We start from the raw sequence: 15,869 nt of genomic DNA, 5'->3' as shown, positions 1-15,869 counted from the left end.
AACGGATCCCGGCCGTGTCCGCTCCCATCGCATCCGCCGGCGACGACGGCCGCCAGAGGCCGAAGGTCCCGCAACGACGGGCGGTCCGCCTCTCGTACGCGGGATTCCGGGCGGCTGGGATGAATCAGATGAAGGGCAGGAGGCGGGCCGTGGGGGCGTGGCTGCTCCGCTACGACGGCGTCGACCCGGACGGGGAACGGCTGCGGGAGTCGCTGTGCACGCTCGGCAACGGCTATTTCGCGACGCGGGGCGCGGCTCCCGAGGCGATCGCCGATGCCGTGCATCACCCGGGGACCTACGTCGCCGGCTGCTACGACCGGCTGACATCGACGGTCGCCGGCCGTACGACGACCAACGAAGATCTGGTCAACGCGCCGAACTGGCTGCCGTTGACGTTCCGCGCCGGGGACGGCGAGTGGTTCGGTTCCGGCCCCGCCGGGCTGCTCGACCACCGGCAGGAGCTCGACCTGCGCCGCGGAGTGCTCACCCGGCGCCTGCGTCATCGGGACGCGGCGGGGCGGGACACCGCGGTCGAGCAGCAGCGCCTGGTCTCCATGGACGATCCGCACCTGGCGGCGTTGCGCACCGTGATCCGGGCGGAGAACTGGAGCGGCACGCTGGAGATCCGCTCGGGCCTGGACGGCCGGGTGCGCAACGACGGCGTGGCCCGCTACCGCGGGCTGGCCGACGCCCACCTGGTGATCCGGTCGACCGGCGCGGACCGTGACGTGATCTGGCTGGAGGCCGAGACCGTGACCTCGGCGGTGCGGATCGCCGAGGCCGCCCGCACGACCGTGACCGGCGCGGCCGTGATCCGTCAGGAGATTCACGACGAGCCCGGCCGGATCGCGCATCACCTCACCGTGACGGTGCGCCAGGGGGACGCGGTGACCGTGGAGAAGGTCGTCGCGCTGCACACCTCCCGGGACCGCGCCACCGACGGGCCCCTGGCGGCGGCCCGGTCGCGCGCCGAGCGGGCGCCCGCCTTCGGGGAGCTGTGCGACCGGCACGTCCTGGCCTGGGACCACCTGTGGCGCCGGGCGCGCCTCGAGGTGGGGCGGAGTGCGGCGCAGCGGACCGTCAACCTGCACATGTTCCACCTGCTGCAGACGGTCTCCCCGCACACGGTGGGCCTCGACGTCGGCGTGCCCGCCCGCGGGCTGCACGGCGAGGCCTACCGCGGGCACGTCTTCTGGGACGAGCTGTTCGTGCTGCCCTTCCTCGGCCTCCGCTTCCCGGACATCGTGCGTGCCCTGCTCCTCTACCGGTGGCACCGGCTGCCGGCGGCGCGCGAAGCGGCTCGCGAGGCGGGCCACGCCGGGGCGATGTACCCCTGGCAGAGCGGCGGCGACGGCCGGGACGAGACGCCGCGCACGCACTTCAACCCCCGCTCCGGCCGGTGGCTGCCGGACAACTCCCGGCTGCAGCGGCACGTCGGCCTGGCCGTCGCCTTCAACATCTGGCAGTACTACGAGGCGACGGGCGACCTGGAGTTCCTGTCCTCCCATGGCGCGGAGATGCTGCTGGAGATCGCCCGCTTCTGGGCGGACCTGGCGACCTTCGACGCGTCCTCGGGCCGGTACGACATCACGGGTGTCATGGGGCCGGACGAGTATCACGACGCCCTTCCCGGCGCGGCCGCCCCCGGGCTGGCCAACAACGCCTACACCAACGTCATGGCCGCCTGGACGCTGTGCCGTGCGCTCGACGTGCTGGCCCTGCTGCCGTCCGAGCGCCGGGCCGAGCTCCTCGAACGTCTCGGTCTCGGCCCCGCGGAGATCGCCCGTCTGGATGATGTGAGCCGGCGGCTGCGCGTGCCCTTTCACGCCGACGGCGTCATCAGCCAGTTCGAGGGTTACGAGGAGCTCGCGGAGTTCGACTGGGCCGGGTATCGGGCTAAATATGGCGACATCCGGCGGCTCGACCGCATCCTCGAGGCGGAGGGCGACACTCCCAACCGGTACAAGGCTTCCAAGCAGGCCGACGTGCTGATGCTGTTCTACCTGCTGTCCGCCGACGAGCTGACCGCCCTGCTGGCCCGGCTCGGATACCGCCTCGACCGCGCGGCCATCCCGAGGACGGTCCGGTACTACCTCGCGCGCACCTCGCACGGCTCGACGCTGAGCGCGGTCGTGCACGCCTGGGTCCTCGCCCGGTCCGACCGGGCCGCGTCCTGGCGGTTCTTCCTCGAGGCCCTGGACGGCGACCTGCACGACGTCCAGGGCGGCACGACGGGCGAGGGCGTCCACCTGGGCGCCATGGCCGGCACGCTGGACCTGGCGCAGCGCTGCTACACCGGCCTGGAGCCGCGCGGCGACGTGCTCCGCCTGAACCCGCGTCTGCCTCCGGGCCTGCCCGGCCTCGGCATGGAACTGCGCTACCGCGGCCACTGGGGCATCCGGCTCGACGCGGATCACCGGGGAGTCCGGGTCGGCCTGCGCCGATCGGCGCAACCGCCGATCCGGATGGTGGTGGACGGCGGCCCGGTCACCACGATCCCGGCGGGACGGACCGTCTGGTTCGCCACCCCCGCCCCGGCCGGTGAGCACCCGACCGGCGAGCGGACCGCGGGAACCGGGTGACGCCCGGACGGCACGCCGACACGCCGGCACACGCCAGAATGGGGTCTTCGTCGTTCGGACTATGGCGGGGCGTTGATATGACGGACGGTAAGACCGTTTCTCAGCCGCGGGTGGGTTTCGTCGGGCTCGGTGACATCGGTGAGCCGATGGCCTGCCGGATCATCGAGGCAGGTTTCCCGGTGACACTGTGGGCCAGGCGCGAGGCGAGCCTGCGCCCGTTCGAGGGGACCTCTTTCCGGCGGGCCGAGACTTTGGCCGAGCTCGGCCGCGACAGCGAGGTGGTCGGGGTCTGCGTCTTCGGCGAGGACGATGTCAGCGAGGTGGTCCTGGGCGAGGGTGGCATCCTGAGCGGGATGGCCGCCGGCGGTGTCATCATGGTCCACTCGACCGTGTCGGTGGAGTTCGTCGTCGACCTGGCGCACCGGTGCGCCTCTCATGGCGTCACCGTCATGGACATACCGATCAGCGGTTTCCGGGCGCGCGCCGTGTCGGGGGAGCTCACCGTCATGGCGGGTGGCCCGGCGGCGACGTTCGAAGCCGTACGCCCAGTGCTCGACACGTTCGGCACGCACGTCGTGCGCCTGGGGCCGATCGGCAGCGGTCTGAAGATGAAGGCACTCAACCAGGCTCTCCTCGGCGCGAACTTCACCTCCGCCGCACTGGCTCTGCACACCGGCCGCCGGTTGGGCCTCGATCGAGCCGCGACGGAAACCGTGTTGAGCTCGGCGAGCGGGGGCAGTTTCGGCCTGGACCTGCTGGTCGGCCGGATCTTGCCGGACCCGCAGTTCGCCGAGCTGGCGTACAAGATCCTTCTCAAGGATCTCGGTGTTTTCGAGGCGATCTGTCGCGCCGCCGATGTGGACGCCGCGGAGCTGAGGCTCTTCGCCGCTCAGGCCGTGGCGTTGATCACCGGGCTTCAAGAGGGCCGATGAGCGAAGCGTCGGCACACCGCGGCGTTCCAGGGTCCGAGGAAAGCCGACTTCGCGGTGACGCCCGGACCGTACGCCGTCACGGCCGGTCCCGGGTCCGTTCAGCCGGCGGGGCCGTCCTGGTCCGGCCCGCCCGCCGCGCGCCGGGGCCGCCTCTCGTCGGCGAGCGCGGCGATCCGGTGGGCCACCTCCGTGACGGCGCGGCGCACCGGCGGGGTCAGGCCGGAGCCGAAGCCGAACTCCACGCCCTCGATGCCGTAGACGCGCAGGTCGCCGGGCACCCGGTCGAGGATCCGCCCGAGCTCCGCGGCCAGGTCGATGCCGAGACCGTGGCAGCTGGTGTCGGCGTGCGATCCGGCGGGGAGGTCGGTGGCCTCGTGTACGTACCCCGGCCCGCGCGCGGGCGAGACCGCGTCCACCACCACGGCGAGGTCCGCGCCGGTCCACAGCTCCATGAGCCAGATGGGCTCGCCGTCGCACGTCACGAGCCGTACGTCCGGCGGGCAGCGGCCGTGCAGCTCGCGGATCACCGCCGGGCCGGCCCCGTCGTCCCGGCGCAGTTCGTTGCCCACCCCGATGACGATCATGATCTGACGACCTTCAGGTCGAGGAAGTGCGCCGCGCAGGAGATGCACGGGTCGTAGCTGCGGATCGTCCGTTCGCACGCCGAGGTGAGCGCCTCGTCGTCCAGATCGAGGCGCTCCTGCACCAGGTGGCGCAGGTCCTCCTCGATCGCCGCCTGGTTCTGCGAGGTCGGTGGCACGATCCGGGCCGAGGTCAGCAGGCCGTCGGCGCCGATGTCGTAGCGGTGGAACAGCAGGCCGCGCGGCGCCTCGGTCGCGCCGTGCCCGCGGCCCGCCCGTGGCGGCACCGGGACGGACGGCGGCGGGGGCTCGTAGGACGCGATGATGCGCAGGGCCTCCTCGATCGCGTGGACGATCTCGACGGCGCGTACGACGATGCTCTGGAACGGGTTCCGGCACTCGCGGCCGAGCCCGGCGTCGGCGGCGGCCTCGTGGGCCAGCGGGGAGAGGCGGTCGCGGTTCAGCGCGAACCGCGCCAGCGGCCCGGTGAGGTACCGGCCGCCGTGCACCAGCCGGGAGTGCAGGGCGGTCGAGTGCGGGACCTGATACTCGACGACCTCGTCCTCGAAGTCCGCGACCTCGAACGACGCGCCCGTCGTGGTCCGGGGCGTGCCGCGCTCGAGCGGGTACTCCTCACCGGTCAGGGCCAGGAACTCATGGTCGAACGTCAGGTCGGGGAAGTCGAAGCCCGCCACCCAGCGCACCGTGGCCAGCGCGTCCTCCAGGGCCCGGCGGAGCCCCGGCACGAGCCCGCGCAGCTCCCGGGGCGTGGGCACCCGGTGGAAGCCGCCGATCCGTACGTTGACGGGGTGGATCGGGCGGCCGCCGAGCCGGTCGATGATCATGTTGCCGGTCTTCTTCAGCTCGAGGCCGCGCTCGATCAACGGCCGGTAGGCGCGGGCCATCTCGACCGCGCTCGGATAGCCGAGGAAGTCCGGGGCGTGGAGCAGATAGATGTGCAGGGCATGACTCTGGATCCACTCCCCGCAGTACAGCAGCCGCCGCAGGTCGCCCAGCGGCCCGTCGACCGCGACGCCGCACGCCGACTCAACGGCCCGGCAGGCGCTCATCTGGTAGGCGACGGGACAGATGCCGCAGATCCGCGAGGTGATGTCCGGCGGTTCGGTGTACGCGCGGCCGCGGAGGAACGCCTCGAAGAAACGCGGCGGTTCGTAGATGTTCAACCCGATCTGCTCGACGCGGTCCCCCGTGACCCGGACGCGCATCGCGCCCTCACCCTCCACCCGTGCCAGGGCGCCGATGTTCAGGATCCGCTCATGCCGGTGGGTCATCGGACACCTCCGTGAACGCCGTGACGTTGAACGTGGAGAACGCGCGGTCGATCTCGGGGCGCGACATGCCGATGTCGCCGAGCCAGGTCTTCAGCGAGCCGGTGTTGGGCCGGGCCGAGGGGCCGAAGCAGCCGTAACAGCCGCGCCCGTAGGCGGGGCAGATGGCCCCGCAGCCGGTGTGCGTGACCGGCCCCAGGCAAGGGGTGCCGTGCGCGACCATGACACAGACGTTCCCGCGCATCTTGCACTCGAAGCAGACCGGATGGTTCGGGATGCCGGGGCTGCGCCCGGCCAGGAAGGCGGACAGCACCTCGAGGAGCTGCCCCCGGTCGATCGGGCAGCCGCGCAGCTCGAAGTCGACCGGCACGTGGGCCGAGATCGGCGTGGACTCGGCGAGCGTGGCGACGTACTCGGGGCGGGCGTACACCACCGACCGGAACTCCTCGATGTCGGCGAAGTTCCGGAGCGCCTGGATGCCGCCGGCGGTGGCGCAGGCGCCGATCGTGACGAGCCGCCGGGACATCCGCCTGACCTCCTTGATCTTCTCGGCGTCGGCCGGGGTCGAGATCGATCCCTCGACCAGCGACACGTCGTACGGGCCCTCCGTCACGGCGCTCGACGCCTCGAGGAAGTGCGCGATCTCGATCTCGCCCGCCAGCGTCAGCAGCTCGTCCTCGCAGTCCAGGAGGGTGAGCTGGCAGCCGTCGCAGGAGGCGAACTTCCACACGGCGAGCTTCGGGGCCATCTACCGCTCCTTGACGAGAAGCTCCGGGGCGACGTCCCGGTAGGCCACGACCGGGCCGTCCCGGCAGACGAGCCGGGGGCCGAGCTGGCAGTGGCCGCACCATCCGACGCCGCAGCGCATATTGCGTTCGAGGGAGATCCGCACGTCGGTCAGGCCCCTGGCCTCCAGCGCCTCCGCGGTGAACCGCATCATGACCTCCGGACCGCAGATGAAGGCCGTGGCGTTCGGCGGGTCGGCACAGGCCAGGCTCACGAGCGAGGTGATCAGCCCGACGTTCCCGCGCCAGCCGTCGCCGGCGCGGTCGACCGTCACCTCGACCCGCGCGCCACGCTCGCGCCACCCGTCGAATTCGGCGCGGTAGATCAGGTCCGCCGGGGTACGGGCGCCGATGAGGACGGTGATCGCGCCGTAGGACGCGCGCCGCCGCAGCGCGTACAGGATGGCGGGACGCAGCGGCGCGAGCCCGATCCCGCCCCCGGCGAAGACCAGGTCCCGGCCGACCGCGTCCTCGACGCCCCACCCGACGCCGTACGGCCCGCGGACGCCGATCATCCGGCCGGGCCCGCTCCCGGCCAGCGCGCGGCTGACCGCGCCGACGTCGCGGACCGTCTGCTCCATGACCGCGCCGGTACGGCTGACGGAGATGGGCGCCTCCCCGACGCCGTACGCGTACATCATCGTGAACTGGCCGGGCCGTACCGGCGGGATCGGCTCGCCGCACGGCCGCAGGACGAGCGTCGCCGTGTCACGGGTCTCCTCCCGGCGTTCGGTCACCCGGTACGGGACCGGGGTCATGGCCGTCATCCGTCGTCCTCACGGCGCGCCGTACAGGTCGAGCAGCCGCATGCGGGTGTTCTGCAGCCGGTCGAGCATGACGGCGGCGAACCGGCGCGTCAGCTCGTATCCCAGGGCCGGGTCCTCGGCGCACATCGTGCGCACGGCCCTGGCGTCCAGGGCGATCGCCCGGACCGGCGCGGCCGCGAGCGCCCCGAACCGCCAGGCGTACGGCGGGAAGAGCCATGACCAGCCGAGCACCGCGCCCCGGCCGAGCGTCTCGACGATCACGGTGCCGCGGCCCGGGATGTGCAGGTCGAGGGTGACCCGGCCGGCCTGGATCAGCCAGAACCGGTCCGCGCTCCGGCCCTCCTCGAACAGGCGGTGCCCGGCGGGGACCTCGACGTACCGCGCCACCGCCGCCAGCCTGTCGACCTGGTCCTGCGGCATTCCCCGGACGAAGGCGTGGCCGGCCAGCGCCGAACGCGGCAGTGCGGTCGTCTGTTCACTCATCGCTGTCCTCCCTCTCCTGCCGGAGCGCGGCGACCTCCTCGGTCAGGTCGATGCCGACCGGGCACCAGACGATGCACCGCCCGCAGCCGACGCATCCCGAAGAGCCGAACTGGTCGTGCCAGGTGCCGAGCTTGTGGGTGAGCCACTGGCGGTAGCGACTCTTGGTCGACGTCCGCACGCTGCCGCCCGGGAGGTGAGAGAAGTCGAGGTCGAAGCAGGAGTCCCAGCGCTGCCACCGCTCGGCGTGGTCCCCGGTCAGGTCGGTGACGTCCTCGACGGTCGTGCAGTAACAGGTGGGGCAGACCATCGTGCAGTTGCCGCAGGTCAGGCAGCGACGGGCCACGTCGTCCCAGCGGGCGGCCTCCAGGCTGCCGGCCATCAGCTCCCGCAGGCCGTCGGCGGGCATCTCCCGGCCCATCCGGCCGGCCGCCGCGTCCACCTCCGCCCGCGCCCGCGTCTCGGTCACCGGGTCCGCCGCGCGGTGCTCGATCCGCGCCAGCATGTCGGCGCCCGCGTCGCTGCCGACGTCGACGAGGAACCGCCCCTCCCCCGCGAACTCCGTCAGCGCCAGGTCGTACCCGGAGTCGGCGCCCGGCCCGGTGCCCATGGAGACGCAGAAGCACGTCTCTCCCGGCTCGGTGCAGTTGACGACGATGATGAAGATCCCGTCACGGCGCGCGGCATAGGAGTCGTCGCGGTACCGGTCTCCGGTGAGCACCCGGTCGAGGATCCCGATCGCCCGCAGGTCGCACGGGCGCACCCCGAGGAAGGCGTAGCGCGGCGGCTCCTCCCGTTCCTCGCGGATCTCGAAACCGTCGTCGGTGCGCCGCGCGTCCCAGAGCTTGACGCGCGGCGGGTGCAGGAACGGCTTCCACGACTGCGGCCCCGCCGAATGCGCGAACGCGGCCGAGTCCGCCCGGCGCCGGATCCGGTAACCGCCGGGTTCCAGCGTGACGCCCCAGCCGTACGGGAGGTCGTCTGCCGAGCCCAGTTCGGCGAGGACGATCGCCCGGTCGCGGACCGTCGGGCCGATCACCGTGTAACCGGACTCGACCAGCGCGGCGTGCAGTCCGGCCACGCCGTCGAGGATCCAGGCCATGCGAACGCCTCCTCGCCGAGAGTGCCCCGTTCTCTCCTCAGCCTCGCCCCGTGGGCTCGGCGGCGAGTAGGGCCCGAAGTCCCCTCCGGAAGGGTCCCTCGGTCCGGCGGCCGACCGGGCCGTGTCTCACGGCTCGACCGGCCGCCGGGCCGGGGCGTCAGGCCGGGATCGTCACGACGGGCCCGTCACGACAGGCCGGTCACGGCAGGCCCGTCATGACAGGCCCGTCATGACAGGGTGAAGTCGTCCGCATAGACGTCGCCCTGGCCGTACCAGCCGTGGACGTAGACCGTCACGTTCCCGGTCGAGCCGGTGGTGAACGGGACGGTCAGCTTCGTCCAGGCGCTGGACGGCGTCCAGGTGCTCGCGGTGGCGTCACCGGAGACCCCGACGTAGGCGTACGGGCCCTGCACCCAGGCCGTCAGGGTGTAGGAGTGGTTCGGCTGGAGCGTCACCCCCTGCTCGCACTGGCCGGTCTGGTCGGAGGTGGGCGTGACCTGGAGGGCGTGCCCGCCGGAGTGGACCGGCGAGGTGACCACCGCGCCGCCGGACCGGCAGCTCCACGGGGTGAGGGAGCCGGATTCGAAGCCGGGGTTGACCAGGCTCGTTCCGCTGCCCGTACCGCCCACGGTGAGGCTGAGGGAGGCGCTGTGGCTCGCCGACGCCGCCGACCCGGCCACGGTGAGGGTGTACGTGCCGGCCGCGGCGGCCGAGCCGGCGCTGACCGTCAGGGTGGCGGAGCCGCCGGCGGTCACCGAGGACGGGCTGACGGAGGCGGTGACCCCCGAGGGCGCGCCGGTGACGCTCAGCGCGACCGTCTCGGCGGAGCCGGAGGTCATGGCCGTCTTCACGGTCGCCGACGCCGAGCCGCCGGGGTTGACGGTGGCCGACGCGGGGGACAGCGACAGGGAGAAGTCGTTGGCGGGCGTACCGCCGCCGCCACCGCTGAACGGCTCGAAGGCGTGGCTGAAGAACCAGGTGCTCTGGGAGACGCCGGAGCAACTGTCCGAGCCCTTGGTGCCCGGGCAGCCGCCGTTGTCCCGCTGGAGCGCCCAGAAGGACAGCGTGTTGATGCCCGTGCTCTGCGCCCAGGCCTCCACGGTCGCGGCGTCACCGGTGGTGAACGTCTCGGCGGGCCCATAGTCGTCGATGCCGATCATCTCGGTGACGCCGATCATGTTCCACAGCTCGGCCGAGCTCTTGCCCGGGTACAGGCCGGCGAGCTGCCCGTGCAGGCCGGTGGCGGCGCTCTTGGTGTCGTTCGCCATCTCGTGGGTGGCGCCGTCGTAGTAGTCGAACGTCATGAGGTTGACCACGTCGACGCGGGTGCCGTTGGAGACCGCGTTGCGCAGCACGGCCAGACCGCTGTCGGCCAGGCCGCCCGTGGTCGTGGGCAGCGTGTAGGAGAACTGCACGGTGCGCCCGGTGCTCGCGGCCCAGCTCTCCACCTGCTTGACGGCCTTGTTGCGCCGGTCGATCCCGGCGCTGTTGGTCAGCGAGTTGTCCTCGGTGTCCAGGTCGATCCGGGTGATGCCGTAGGTGGTGATCACCTTCTCGTACACGGCCGCGATCTGGCCGACGTCCGTGCAGCTGTCGGCGATCTCGGTCCCGGTGTCGTCGGCGGTGTAGCCGCCGAACGAGGGGATGACGTCGCCGCCGCCGGACCGGATCGAGGAGATCGCGGAGCCGAACGTCGAGGAGGAGATCGGCATGCTCGTGTCGCCGTTCCAGTACGCCGTGCACGAGCCCTTGGTGGCGGCCTGGAGGAAGGCCATGGTGAGGTACTTGTTCCCGGACTGCTGGGCCAGGGCCGCCGGGTCGTCACCGGTCCAGGCCTCGAAATAGGGCGCGAACACGTGAGTGGGGAGGGTGGCGGCGCGGGCCTTGGCCGGTCCGGCCGCGATGAGGCCGAACGCGGCGAGGATCATGGCGAGGCCGGTGAGGACCGCGCGCGGGGACGTGCATGGTCGCATGAGGGCTCCAGATGGCGGGGGGATCCGCCGCCCCGCCCTCGTGCGGGCGGAGCGGGCGGACATGGAGACGCGTCGGGTGACGGGGGTACTGCACGGATCCGCGTGCGCTCCATGGTCGGACCGGCCAACTTATCTGTCAATGTTCTTAACAATTAAGTCCGCGGCCGGCTCTCCGCCCTCTCCCGGCACGGAGCCGGGTGCACGCGCGGGCCGCCCGGATCACCCCAGTAACCGGCCTAGACCACCGACGGCGCGCGTCGTCCGAAGTCGATTTTCGGACGCACGTCCTTCCGATCCGGGCCAGGGCTTAAGGCCATCTCCCCGGGGGACCGACGCCCCTGGCAGGGACGTCTCCCGCACGACACGCTGCGAACATGAGGACCTGGGCCACGGACGTCGCCGAGACGCATTCGGGGGTCGTCTTCTTCTTCGCAGACCGCGCCTACAAGCTGAAGAAGCCGGTGGACCTCGGCTTCCTCGACTTCTCGACCCGCGAGCTGCGCGAACGCGCGTGCCATCGCGAGGTCGACCTCAACCGCCGGTTCGCCCCCGACGTGTATCTGGGCGTCGCCGACGTGAGCATGCCCCCGGGGACGCCCCGGGACCACCTCGTCGTCATGCGCAGGATGCCCGCCGAACGCCGGCTCTCCGACCTGGTCCGGGCGAACGCCCCGCTCGACGACGCGCTACGGACGGTCGCGCGCCTGCTCGCCCGTGCCCACGCCGCCTCGCCGCGTACCGCCGAGATCTCCGCCGAGGGGAGCCGGGACGCCCTGCGCGCACGGTGGACCGCGAGCTTCGAGCAGGTGCGCCCGTTCCACGGACGCGCCATCGACGCCGCCGACGCGGAGGAGGTGGAACGCCTGACGCTGCGCTTCCTGGAGGCTCGCGAGCCGCTGTTCACCGCCCGGATCCGCGAGGGACGCGTGGTCGACGGGCACGGCGACCTGATGGCCGACGACATCTTCTGCCTCGACGACGGTCCCCGTGTGCTGGACTGCCTCGACTTCGACGACCGCCTGCGGTGGCTCGACGGGCTCGACGACGCCGCGTTCCTCGCCATGGACCTGGAACGTCTCGGCGCGCCGCACCTCGCCGGACGCTTCCTGTCCTGGTACGCCGAGTACGCCGACGACCCGGCCCCGCCGTCGCTGCGGCACCACTACGTGGCCTACCGCGCGTTCGTCCGCGCCAAGGTCGCGTGCGTGCGCTGGAGTCAGGGTGACGCCCGCGCGGCCGAGGACGCCGGCCGGCACGCCGAGATCGCGTTGCGGCACCTGAACGCCGGCGCGGTCGGCCTGATCCTGGTCGGCGGCCTGCCGGGCACCGGCAAGAGCGCCCTCAGCGAGGCCCTCGGCGACCGCCTCGGCCACACCGTCCTGAACAGCGACCGCGTTCGCAAGGAACTCGCCGAGCTGTCCCCCGACACGCCCGCCCGGGCCCCGTACGGCACGGGCCTGTACGACGCCTCCTGGACCCGCCGTACCTACGCCGAACTCCTCGACCGCGCCGCCCGCCTGCTCTCCTACGGCGAATCCGTCATCATCGACGCCTCCTGGACGTCCGCGGAGCACCGGGCCGACGCCGCCCGCGTCGCCGCCCGGGCGCACGCGGACCTGTTCCCGTTGCGCTGCGACAGTCCCCTGGCCGGCGAGCGCCTGCTCACCCGGCCACGCGGCGTGTCCGACGCCGACCCCGAGATCGCCGCGCACATGGCCCAGTCGGCGGCCCCGTGGCCGGAGGCCGCCACCATCGACACGTCCGGCCCGGTCGGCGACGCCGCCGAGCGCGCGCTGGCCGCGATCCGGCTCCACGGACCCGGACCCGCCCCGCACCGGCGCCCGCGCCTGTCTCCCGGCTGACCTCGGCCGGCCGGCGTACGTCCCGTCGCGGGCCCGCTCAGTCGTCCCCGGATCCGAAGGCCACGGCGGAGATCTGCAGGTAGACGCCCTCGGGTTCCGGGACGTACTCGACCTTGGACAGGGCCTGGTCCTGGCCCGCGGACTCCAGGACGACCGTGCCGTACCCCAGCATCCGGCCGATGATCGACCGGTCGACCGTGAGGTCGGTGATCTTCGACAGCGGCATCATGTCGACCTTGCGGGTGAGGATTCCGTGCACGAGCATGACCCGGACCCCGGTCACCGCGAAGAACTCGTCCGACCACTCGTACACCTTGAAGACCAGACGGCCGAGGAGCGCGAACCACAGGGCCCAGATCACCGCCAGCACGGCGCCCTGTGAGACGAGGCCGCTCAGCACGCCCGCCACGATCAGCCCGGCGATCAACTCGGCGATGTACCGCAGCAGCAGGGCGGGGTGACGCCGGATGACGACCGCGTCCTCCTCGTGGGGCAGCAGGTACCGGTGCAGGTGGTGCGGATCGACGTTGCGCACCGTCATGAACCTGGGGAGTCGCACGAGCGGGACTCTACGCGGCCGAGGCCCGGGATGTCGCCCATGTCACACTCACACCTCCGCACTTCCCGCGTCGCACGTCAACCGCAGTCGCAGTCACAGCAATCACCGTCGCAGTCGCAGCAGTCGCAGTCACAGCACTCGCAGCAGCTGCAGCAGTCACAGCAGTCGCAATCGTCGCAGGCCCGGCTGCACCAGCACCGGTCGCCGCAGCCGGCGCCGCGGTAGTCGCTCCACGGAGGCCGGTACAGGCCGCAGGTGCAGCCCACCAGCGAACCGGCGAGACACGCCAGGCCGAAGCCGGGGCGGGTGGGCGGTCGCCCGGGGCCGTGCGGTCCGTGCCCCGGCCATGAGGGCGGCGGAGACTGCGGGCCCGGGCCGTACGGATGCCGGGGGCCGTGCGGATCGTGCGGACCCGGGCCGTACGGATGCCGGGGGCCGTACGGATCCGGCGGACCACTGGGCCCGTACGCGGCCGGGTCGTACGCGGCGAACGCCCGGTCGACCGAACGGCGGACCTCCCGGCCCAGCAGAGCCCTGACCAGCCGGGGGCGCTCCAGCTCCAGATCCCCCAGGGCCAGGTGCAGGCCCCGAACGGCGTCGTCGCAGTGACGGCGCGCCTCGGCCAGGGACGTGCCGGTCGCCCGGAGCGGGTTGAACGCGCCCGAGGCCCGGTCGGCCTCGTAGTCCTCGACGGCGTCGAGGAGGTGCGCGAGGCGGCCGAAGAAGCGCCCCGCCTCGGCGAGGGTCTCCGCGTTCCGCGGCGTGCCCGCGACCACGGCGGTGTGGGCGAAGGCGACCGCGACCGCGGTCTCCGTCGGCTCGGTCAGCTCCAGCAGGCCGAGCCCGGTGGTCGTCTCCAGGGCCGTCTGGCGGGCCACCGTGTCCCGCAAGACGCCCGGGTCCAGTCCCACGGCGGCACCGGTCCGGGCGCCCGCGGCGTCCCAGCGGCCGGCCATCCATCCCGCCGTCGCGGCGACGAGCCGCCGGGCGTGGGCGCCGTCCCGGTCGGCGACGTGATCCCGGGTCTTGCCGGCGGCGAGCAGCAACGACGTCGCGGCGGCCAGCCTTGCGCCCTCCGCGTGCGACGCGACGACATCGGCGGTGCGCATGCCGCGCAGCGCGCACGGCCCGGCCGTACGGTGCGGGGAGCGCTCCGGGTTCTGCGCCTCCACCAGCACGGAGATCAGCAGCCCGTCGTAGTTGGTGACCAGCCGGGCCGCCTGCCCATGCTCGTCGCGCAGCGCCAGGCAGAGCCCGCACAGGTGCGCCATCCAGTCCTTGAACAGCGGCGCGCACATGACATGACGGCACGGGCGCACGATCCCGAACATTCCCCGACTCTCCCCTGGGCCGAACTCATGGTGCTTCGCACCGGAACATCTCCCAGACGCCGCGGGGGACATACCGGTTCCAGCCGGTCCGTCGCCGGGAGTGAGCGCCCGGGCTACGGGGAGGGCACCCAGTTCCCGTGGAAGCCGGCGGGCACGCGCACCGGGAGGTGGACGGCGGCGACGGTCTCCAGGGTGCCCGCGTCGAGCAGCATCAGGTCGGTACGGCCGGCGGCCGGGTCGCCGACGAACCCCATCAGCACGCCGTCGTCCTCCGCCGCGCCGGGCGAGGACGGTTCGAAGACGAACTCACCGGCCTGCCGGCCCGCCCCGAAGGAACGCCGTACGGTCGTTCCGCGCGTCACGTCGTGCTTGAGGATCGTGTCGGACGCCGTGACCCCGTGGCTCAGCGCCAGCGCGTAGCCGTAGCGGTGCCGACGGCCGATGAGGCGTTCGTCGATCCGGGGGAACTCCTGCGCCTGATCGTCCACCTGCTCCTCACGGACCTTCCCGGCGGTCAGGTCGACGGTCCAGCGGGCCAGGACGGGCGTCCCCTCCGTCGGCCCCCGCAGGTCCCGGTCGAAGATCCTGGCGTGCCGGACCACCTCGAGGACGATCGTGTCGCCGTCGTCGTAGGCGTTCAGCGGATGGAAGACGTAGCACGGCTCCACCTCGAACCACCGGACGTCGCCGGCGTTCCGGGAGCGCGGCATGACGCCGACCCGGGCCGGGTACGCGGGGTTCCACCGGTAGGGCATCCGGTGGCCCGCACCGCTCCGCCCTCCCGCCGCCGCGACGATCGGATCGGGGACCCGCACGCGTCCGACCAGCGCGGACATCACCAGCCGGGCGGGGGCGCGCAGGAACCGCGGCACCGAGACCTCGGCGGCCTGCCGCGCGTCGAAGGTCACGGGCAGGTCGTAGAACACGACGTGGGACTCGGTGAGCGAGAAGTCGTGCATCATCGGGCTGCCGGTGACGCGGACGTCCACGGTACGGCGCGCGTGCCCGGCGCGGTCGATCACCGAGTACCGCACCTCGTTGCCGCGGCCGAAGAAGTACGACACCGCGTGCAGTTCTCCGGTCTCGGGATCCCGTTTGGGGTGCGCGGTGTAGCCGCCGGGCAGCGTCCCGTCGAAGTCGCAGAACCCGACCGTGTCGAGTTCGTCGGTGAGCTCCTGGATGGCGAGCCCCGCCTCGACCAGCGCGAGCGTGCGGCCCGCGTGACCGATCACGTTGGTGTTGGCTCCCGTCCCGTGCAGCGGCGCGCTACTCCGGCCCGACCGGAAGGCCTCGCCGAGCGCGGCGGCGACCCGGGGCGTACGGATCCAGCGGTTGCGATACCACTCGGCCCGCCCGTCGCGGATCCGGACGCCGTGCACCATCCCGTCGCCGGTGAACCAGTTGTACGTCTCCGGGTCGACCTCGGCCACGGGATTCGGCCCGTTGCGCAGGTACCTGCCGTCCAGCTGCGCGGGGATCGTCCCGGTCACGGGCAGATCGGTGACCGTGTGCTCCTGCCGGACGGGTGCGAACCCGCCTTCGAGGAAGGGGTTGCTCATGATCCACGCTCTCGTCGATCGTCGGGCATAACACCGTTATTTCTAGGCATAACACCGTTATGGCATG

General features: G+C 72.5%; 13 protein-coding genes. 3 read left to right on the top strand and 10 right to left on the bottom strand.

What is annotated here, in order from left to right; translation table 11 throughout:
* The first annotated feature begins 149 nt into the window (after nucleotides 1-149).
* A complete protein-coding gene (locus NDW01_RS05200) occupies nucleotides 150-2,582 on the top strand; it encodes a glycoside hydrolase family 65 protein (RefSeq protein WP_252817059.1) in 2,433 nt (810 codons plus the stop codon).
* A gap of 77 nt (nucleotides 2,583-2,659) precedes the next feature.
* Nucleotides 2,660-3,514 carry an NAD(P)-dependent oxidoreductase gene (locus NDW01_RS05195; RefSeq protein ID WP_252817057.1) on the top strand — a complete coding sequence of 285 codons (855 nt, stop codon included), beginning with the start codon at nucleotides 2,660-2,662 and terminating at the stop codon, nucleotides 3,512-3,514.
* A 98-nt stretch (nucleotides 3,515-3,612) separates the two neighbouring features.
* On the opposite strand, the gene NDW01_RS05190 is transcribed toward NDW01_RS05195, so the two are convergent.
* The 7 genes from NDW01_RS05190 to NDW01_RS05160 form a co-directional block, all read right to left on the bottom strand.
* On the bottom strand, nucleotides 3,613-4,098 hold the full coding sequence (locus NDW01_RS05190; protein ID WP_252817055.1) for a hydrogenase maturation protease: 486 nt from the start codon (nucleotides 4,096-4,098) through the stop codon (nucleotides 3,613-3,615).
* Nucleotides 4,095-5,387: a Ni/Fe hydrogenase subunit alpha gene (locus tag NDW01_RS05185; RefSeq protein ID WP_252817053.1), complete on the bottom strand. Its 1,293-nt coding sequence runs from the start codon at nucleotides 5,385-5,387 to the stop codon at nucleotides 4,095-4,097. The genes NDW01_RS05190 and NDW01_RS05185 overlap by 4 nt, the downstream gene beginning before the upstream one ends.
* A complete protein-coding gene (locus tag NDW01_RS05180; RefSeq protein ID WP_252817051.1) occupies nucleotides 5,371-6,132 on the bottom strand; it encodes an NADH-quinone oxidoreductase subunit B family protein in 762 nt (253 codons plus the stop codon). Before NDW01_RS05180 ends, NDW01_RS05185 begins: the two co-directional genes overlap by 17 nt.
* On the bottom strand, nucleotides 6,133-6,936 hold the full coding sequence (locus tag NDW01_RS05175) for an FAD/NAD(P)-binding protein (RefSeq protein ID WP_252817049.1): 804 nt from the start codon (nucleotides 6,934-6,936) through the stop codon (nucleotides 6,133-6,135).
* 9 nt (nucleotides 6,937-6,945) lie between these two features.
* Nucleotides 6,946-7,419 carry a Crp/Fnr family transcriptional regulator gene (locus NDW01_RS05170; protein ID WP_252817047.1) on the bottom strand — a complete coding sequence of 158 codons (474 nt, stop codon included), beginning with the start codon at nucleotides 7,417-7,419 and terminating at the stop codon, nucleotides 6,946-6,948.
* Nucleotides 7,412-8,518 (bottom strand): 4Fe-4S dicluster domain-containing protein, encoded by a 1,107-nt coding sequence (locus NDW01_RS05165; RefSeq protein ID WP_252817045.1) that lies wholly within the window; start codon nucleotides 8,516-8,518, stop codon nucleotides 7,412-7,414. The genes NDW01_RS05170 and NDW01_RS05165 overlap by 8 nt, the downstream gene beginning before the upstream one ends.
* Before the next feature lie 227 nt (nucleotides 8,519-8,745).
* Complete coding sequence (locus NDW01_RS05160; RefSeq protein WP_252817044.1) at nucleotides 8,746-10,491, bottom strand: carbohydrate binding domain-containing protein; 1,746 nt, start codon at nucleotides 10,489-10,491, stop codon at nucleotides 8,746-8,748.
* Between the two features lie 374 nt (nucleotides 10,492-10,865).
* Here NDW01_RS05160 and NDW01_RS05155 point away from each other — a divergent pair, with 374 nt between their 5' ends.
* Nucleotides 10,866-12,353, top strand: a complete 1,488-nt coding sequence (locus NDW01_RS05155; RefSeq protein WP_252817042.1) for a bifunctional aminoglycoside phosphotransferase/ATP-binding protein — start codon at nucleotides 10,866-10,868, stop codon at nucleotides 12,351-12,353.
* 37 nt (nucleotides 12,354-12,390) lie between these two features.
* On the opposite strand, the gene NDW01_RS05150 is transcribed toward NDW01_RS05155, so the two are convergent.
* The 3 genes from NDW01_RS05150 to NDW01_RS05140 form a co-directional block, all read right to left on the bottom strand.
* Nucleotides 12,391-12,912: a PH domain-containing protein gene (locus NDW01_RS05150; protein ID WP_308211637.1), complete on the bottom strand. Its 522-nt coding sequence runs from the start codon at nucleotides 12,910-12,912 to the stop codon at nucleotides 12,391-12,393.
* A 77-nt stretch (nucleotides 12,913-12,989) separates the two neighbouring features.
* The gene (locus NDW01_RS05145) at nucleotides 12,990-14,243 is read right to left on the bottom strand and encodes a DUF5685 family protein (protein ID WP_252817040.1); all 1,254 of its coding nucleotides are present in this window, start codon (nucleotides 14,241-14,243) and stop codon (nucleotides 12,990-12,992) included.
* A 113-nt stretch (nucleotides 14,244-14,356) separates the two neighbouring features.
* Entirely contained in the window at nucleotides 14,357-15,802 is a 1,446-nt protein-coding gene (locus NDW01_RS05140; protein WP_252817038.1) for a carotenoid oxygenase family protein, read from the bottom strand.
* Between the last annotated feature and the right edge of the window lie 67 nt (nucleotides 15,803-15,869).

This window comes from Actinoallomurus soli (assembly GCF_024055715.1).
GTDB classification, from domain to species: domain Bacteria; phylum Actinomycetota; class Actinomycetes; order Streptosporangiales; family Streptosporangiaceae; genus Actinoallomurus; species Actinoallomurus soli.
Note: the sequence above shows the minus strand (reverse complement) of the source record. Positions and strands in the feature narration are given on the sequence as shown.

Bases quoted from the DNA above. Each gene is read 5' to 3' on its own strand.
- NDW01_RS05195 (WP_252817057.1), top strand. From the start codon at position 2,660: ATGACGGACGGTAAGACCGTTTCTCAGCCGCGGGTGGGTTTCGTCGGG.
- NDW01_RS05190 (WP_252817055.1), bottom strand. From the start codon at position 4,098: ATGATCGTCATCGGGGTGGGCAACGAACTGCGCCGGGACGACGGGGCC.
- NDW01_RS05185 (WP_252817053.1), bottom strand. From the start codon at position 5,387: ATGACCCACCGGCATGAGCGGATCCTGAACATCGGCGCCCTGGCACGG.
- NDW01_RS05180 (WP_252817051.1), bottom strand. From the start codon at position 6,132: ATGGCCCCGAAGCTCGCCGTGTGGAAGTTCGCCTCCTGCGACGGCTGC.
- NDW01_RS05175 (WP_252817049.1), bottom strand. From the start codon at position 6,936: ATGACGGCCATGACCCCGGTCCCGTACCGGGTGACCGAACGCCGGGAG.
- NDW01_RS05170 (WP_252817047.1), bottom strand. From the start codon at position 7,419: ATGAGTGAACAGACGACCGCACTGCCGCGTTCGGCGCTGGCCGGCCAC.
- NDW01_RS05165 (WP_252817045.1), bottom strand. From the start codon at position 8,518: ATGGCCTGGATCCTCGACGGCGTGGCCGGACTGCACGCCGCGCTGGTC.
- NDW01_RS05160 (WP_252817044.1), bottom strand. From the start codon at position 10,491: ATGCGACCATGCACGTCCCCGCGCGCGGTCCTCACCGGCCTCGCCATG.
- NDW01_RS05155 (WP_252817042.1), top strand. From the start codon at position 10,866: ATGAGGACCTGGGCCACGGACGTCGCCGAGACGCATTCGGGGGTCGTC.
- NDW01_RS05145 (WP_252817040.1), bottom strand. From the start codon at position 14,243: ATGTTCGGGATCGTGCGCCCGTGCCGTCATGTCATGTGCGCGCCGCTG.
- NDW01_RS05140 (WP_252817038.1), bottom strand. From the start codon at position 15,802: ATGAGCAACCCCTTCCTCGAAGGCGGGTTCGCACCCGTCCGGCAGGAG.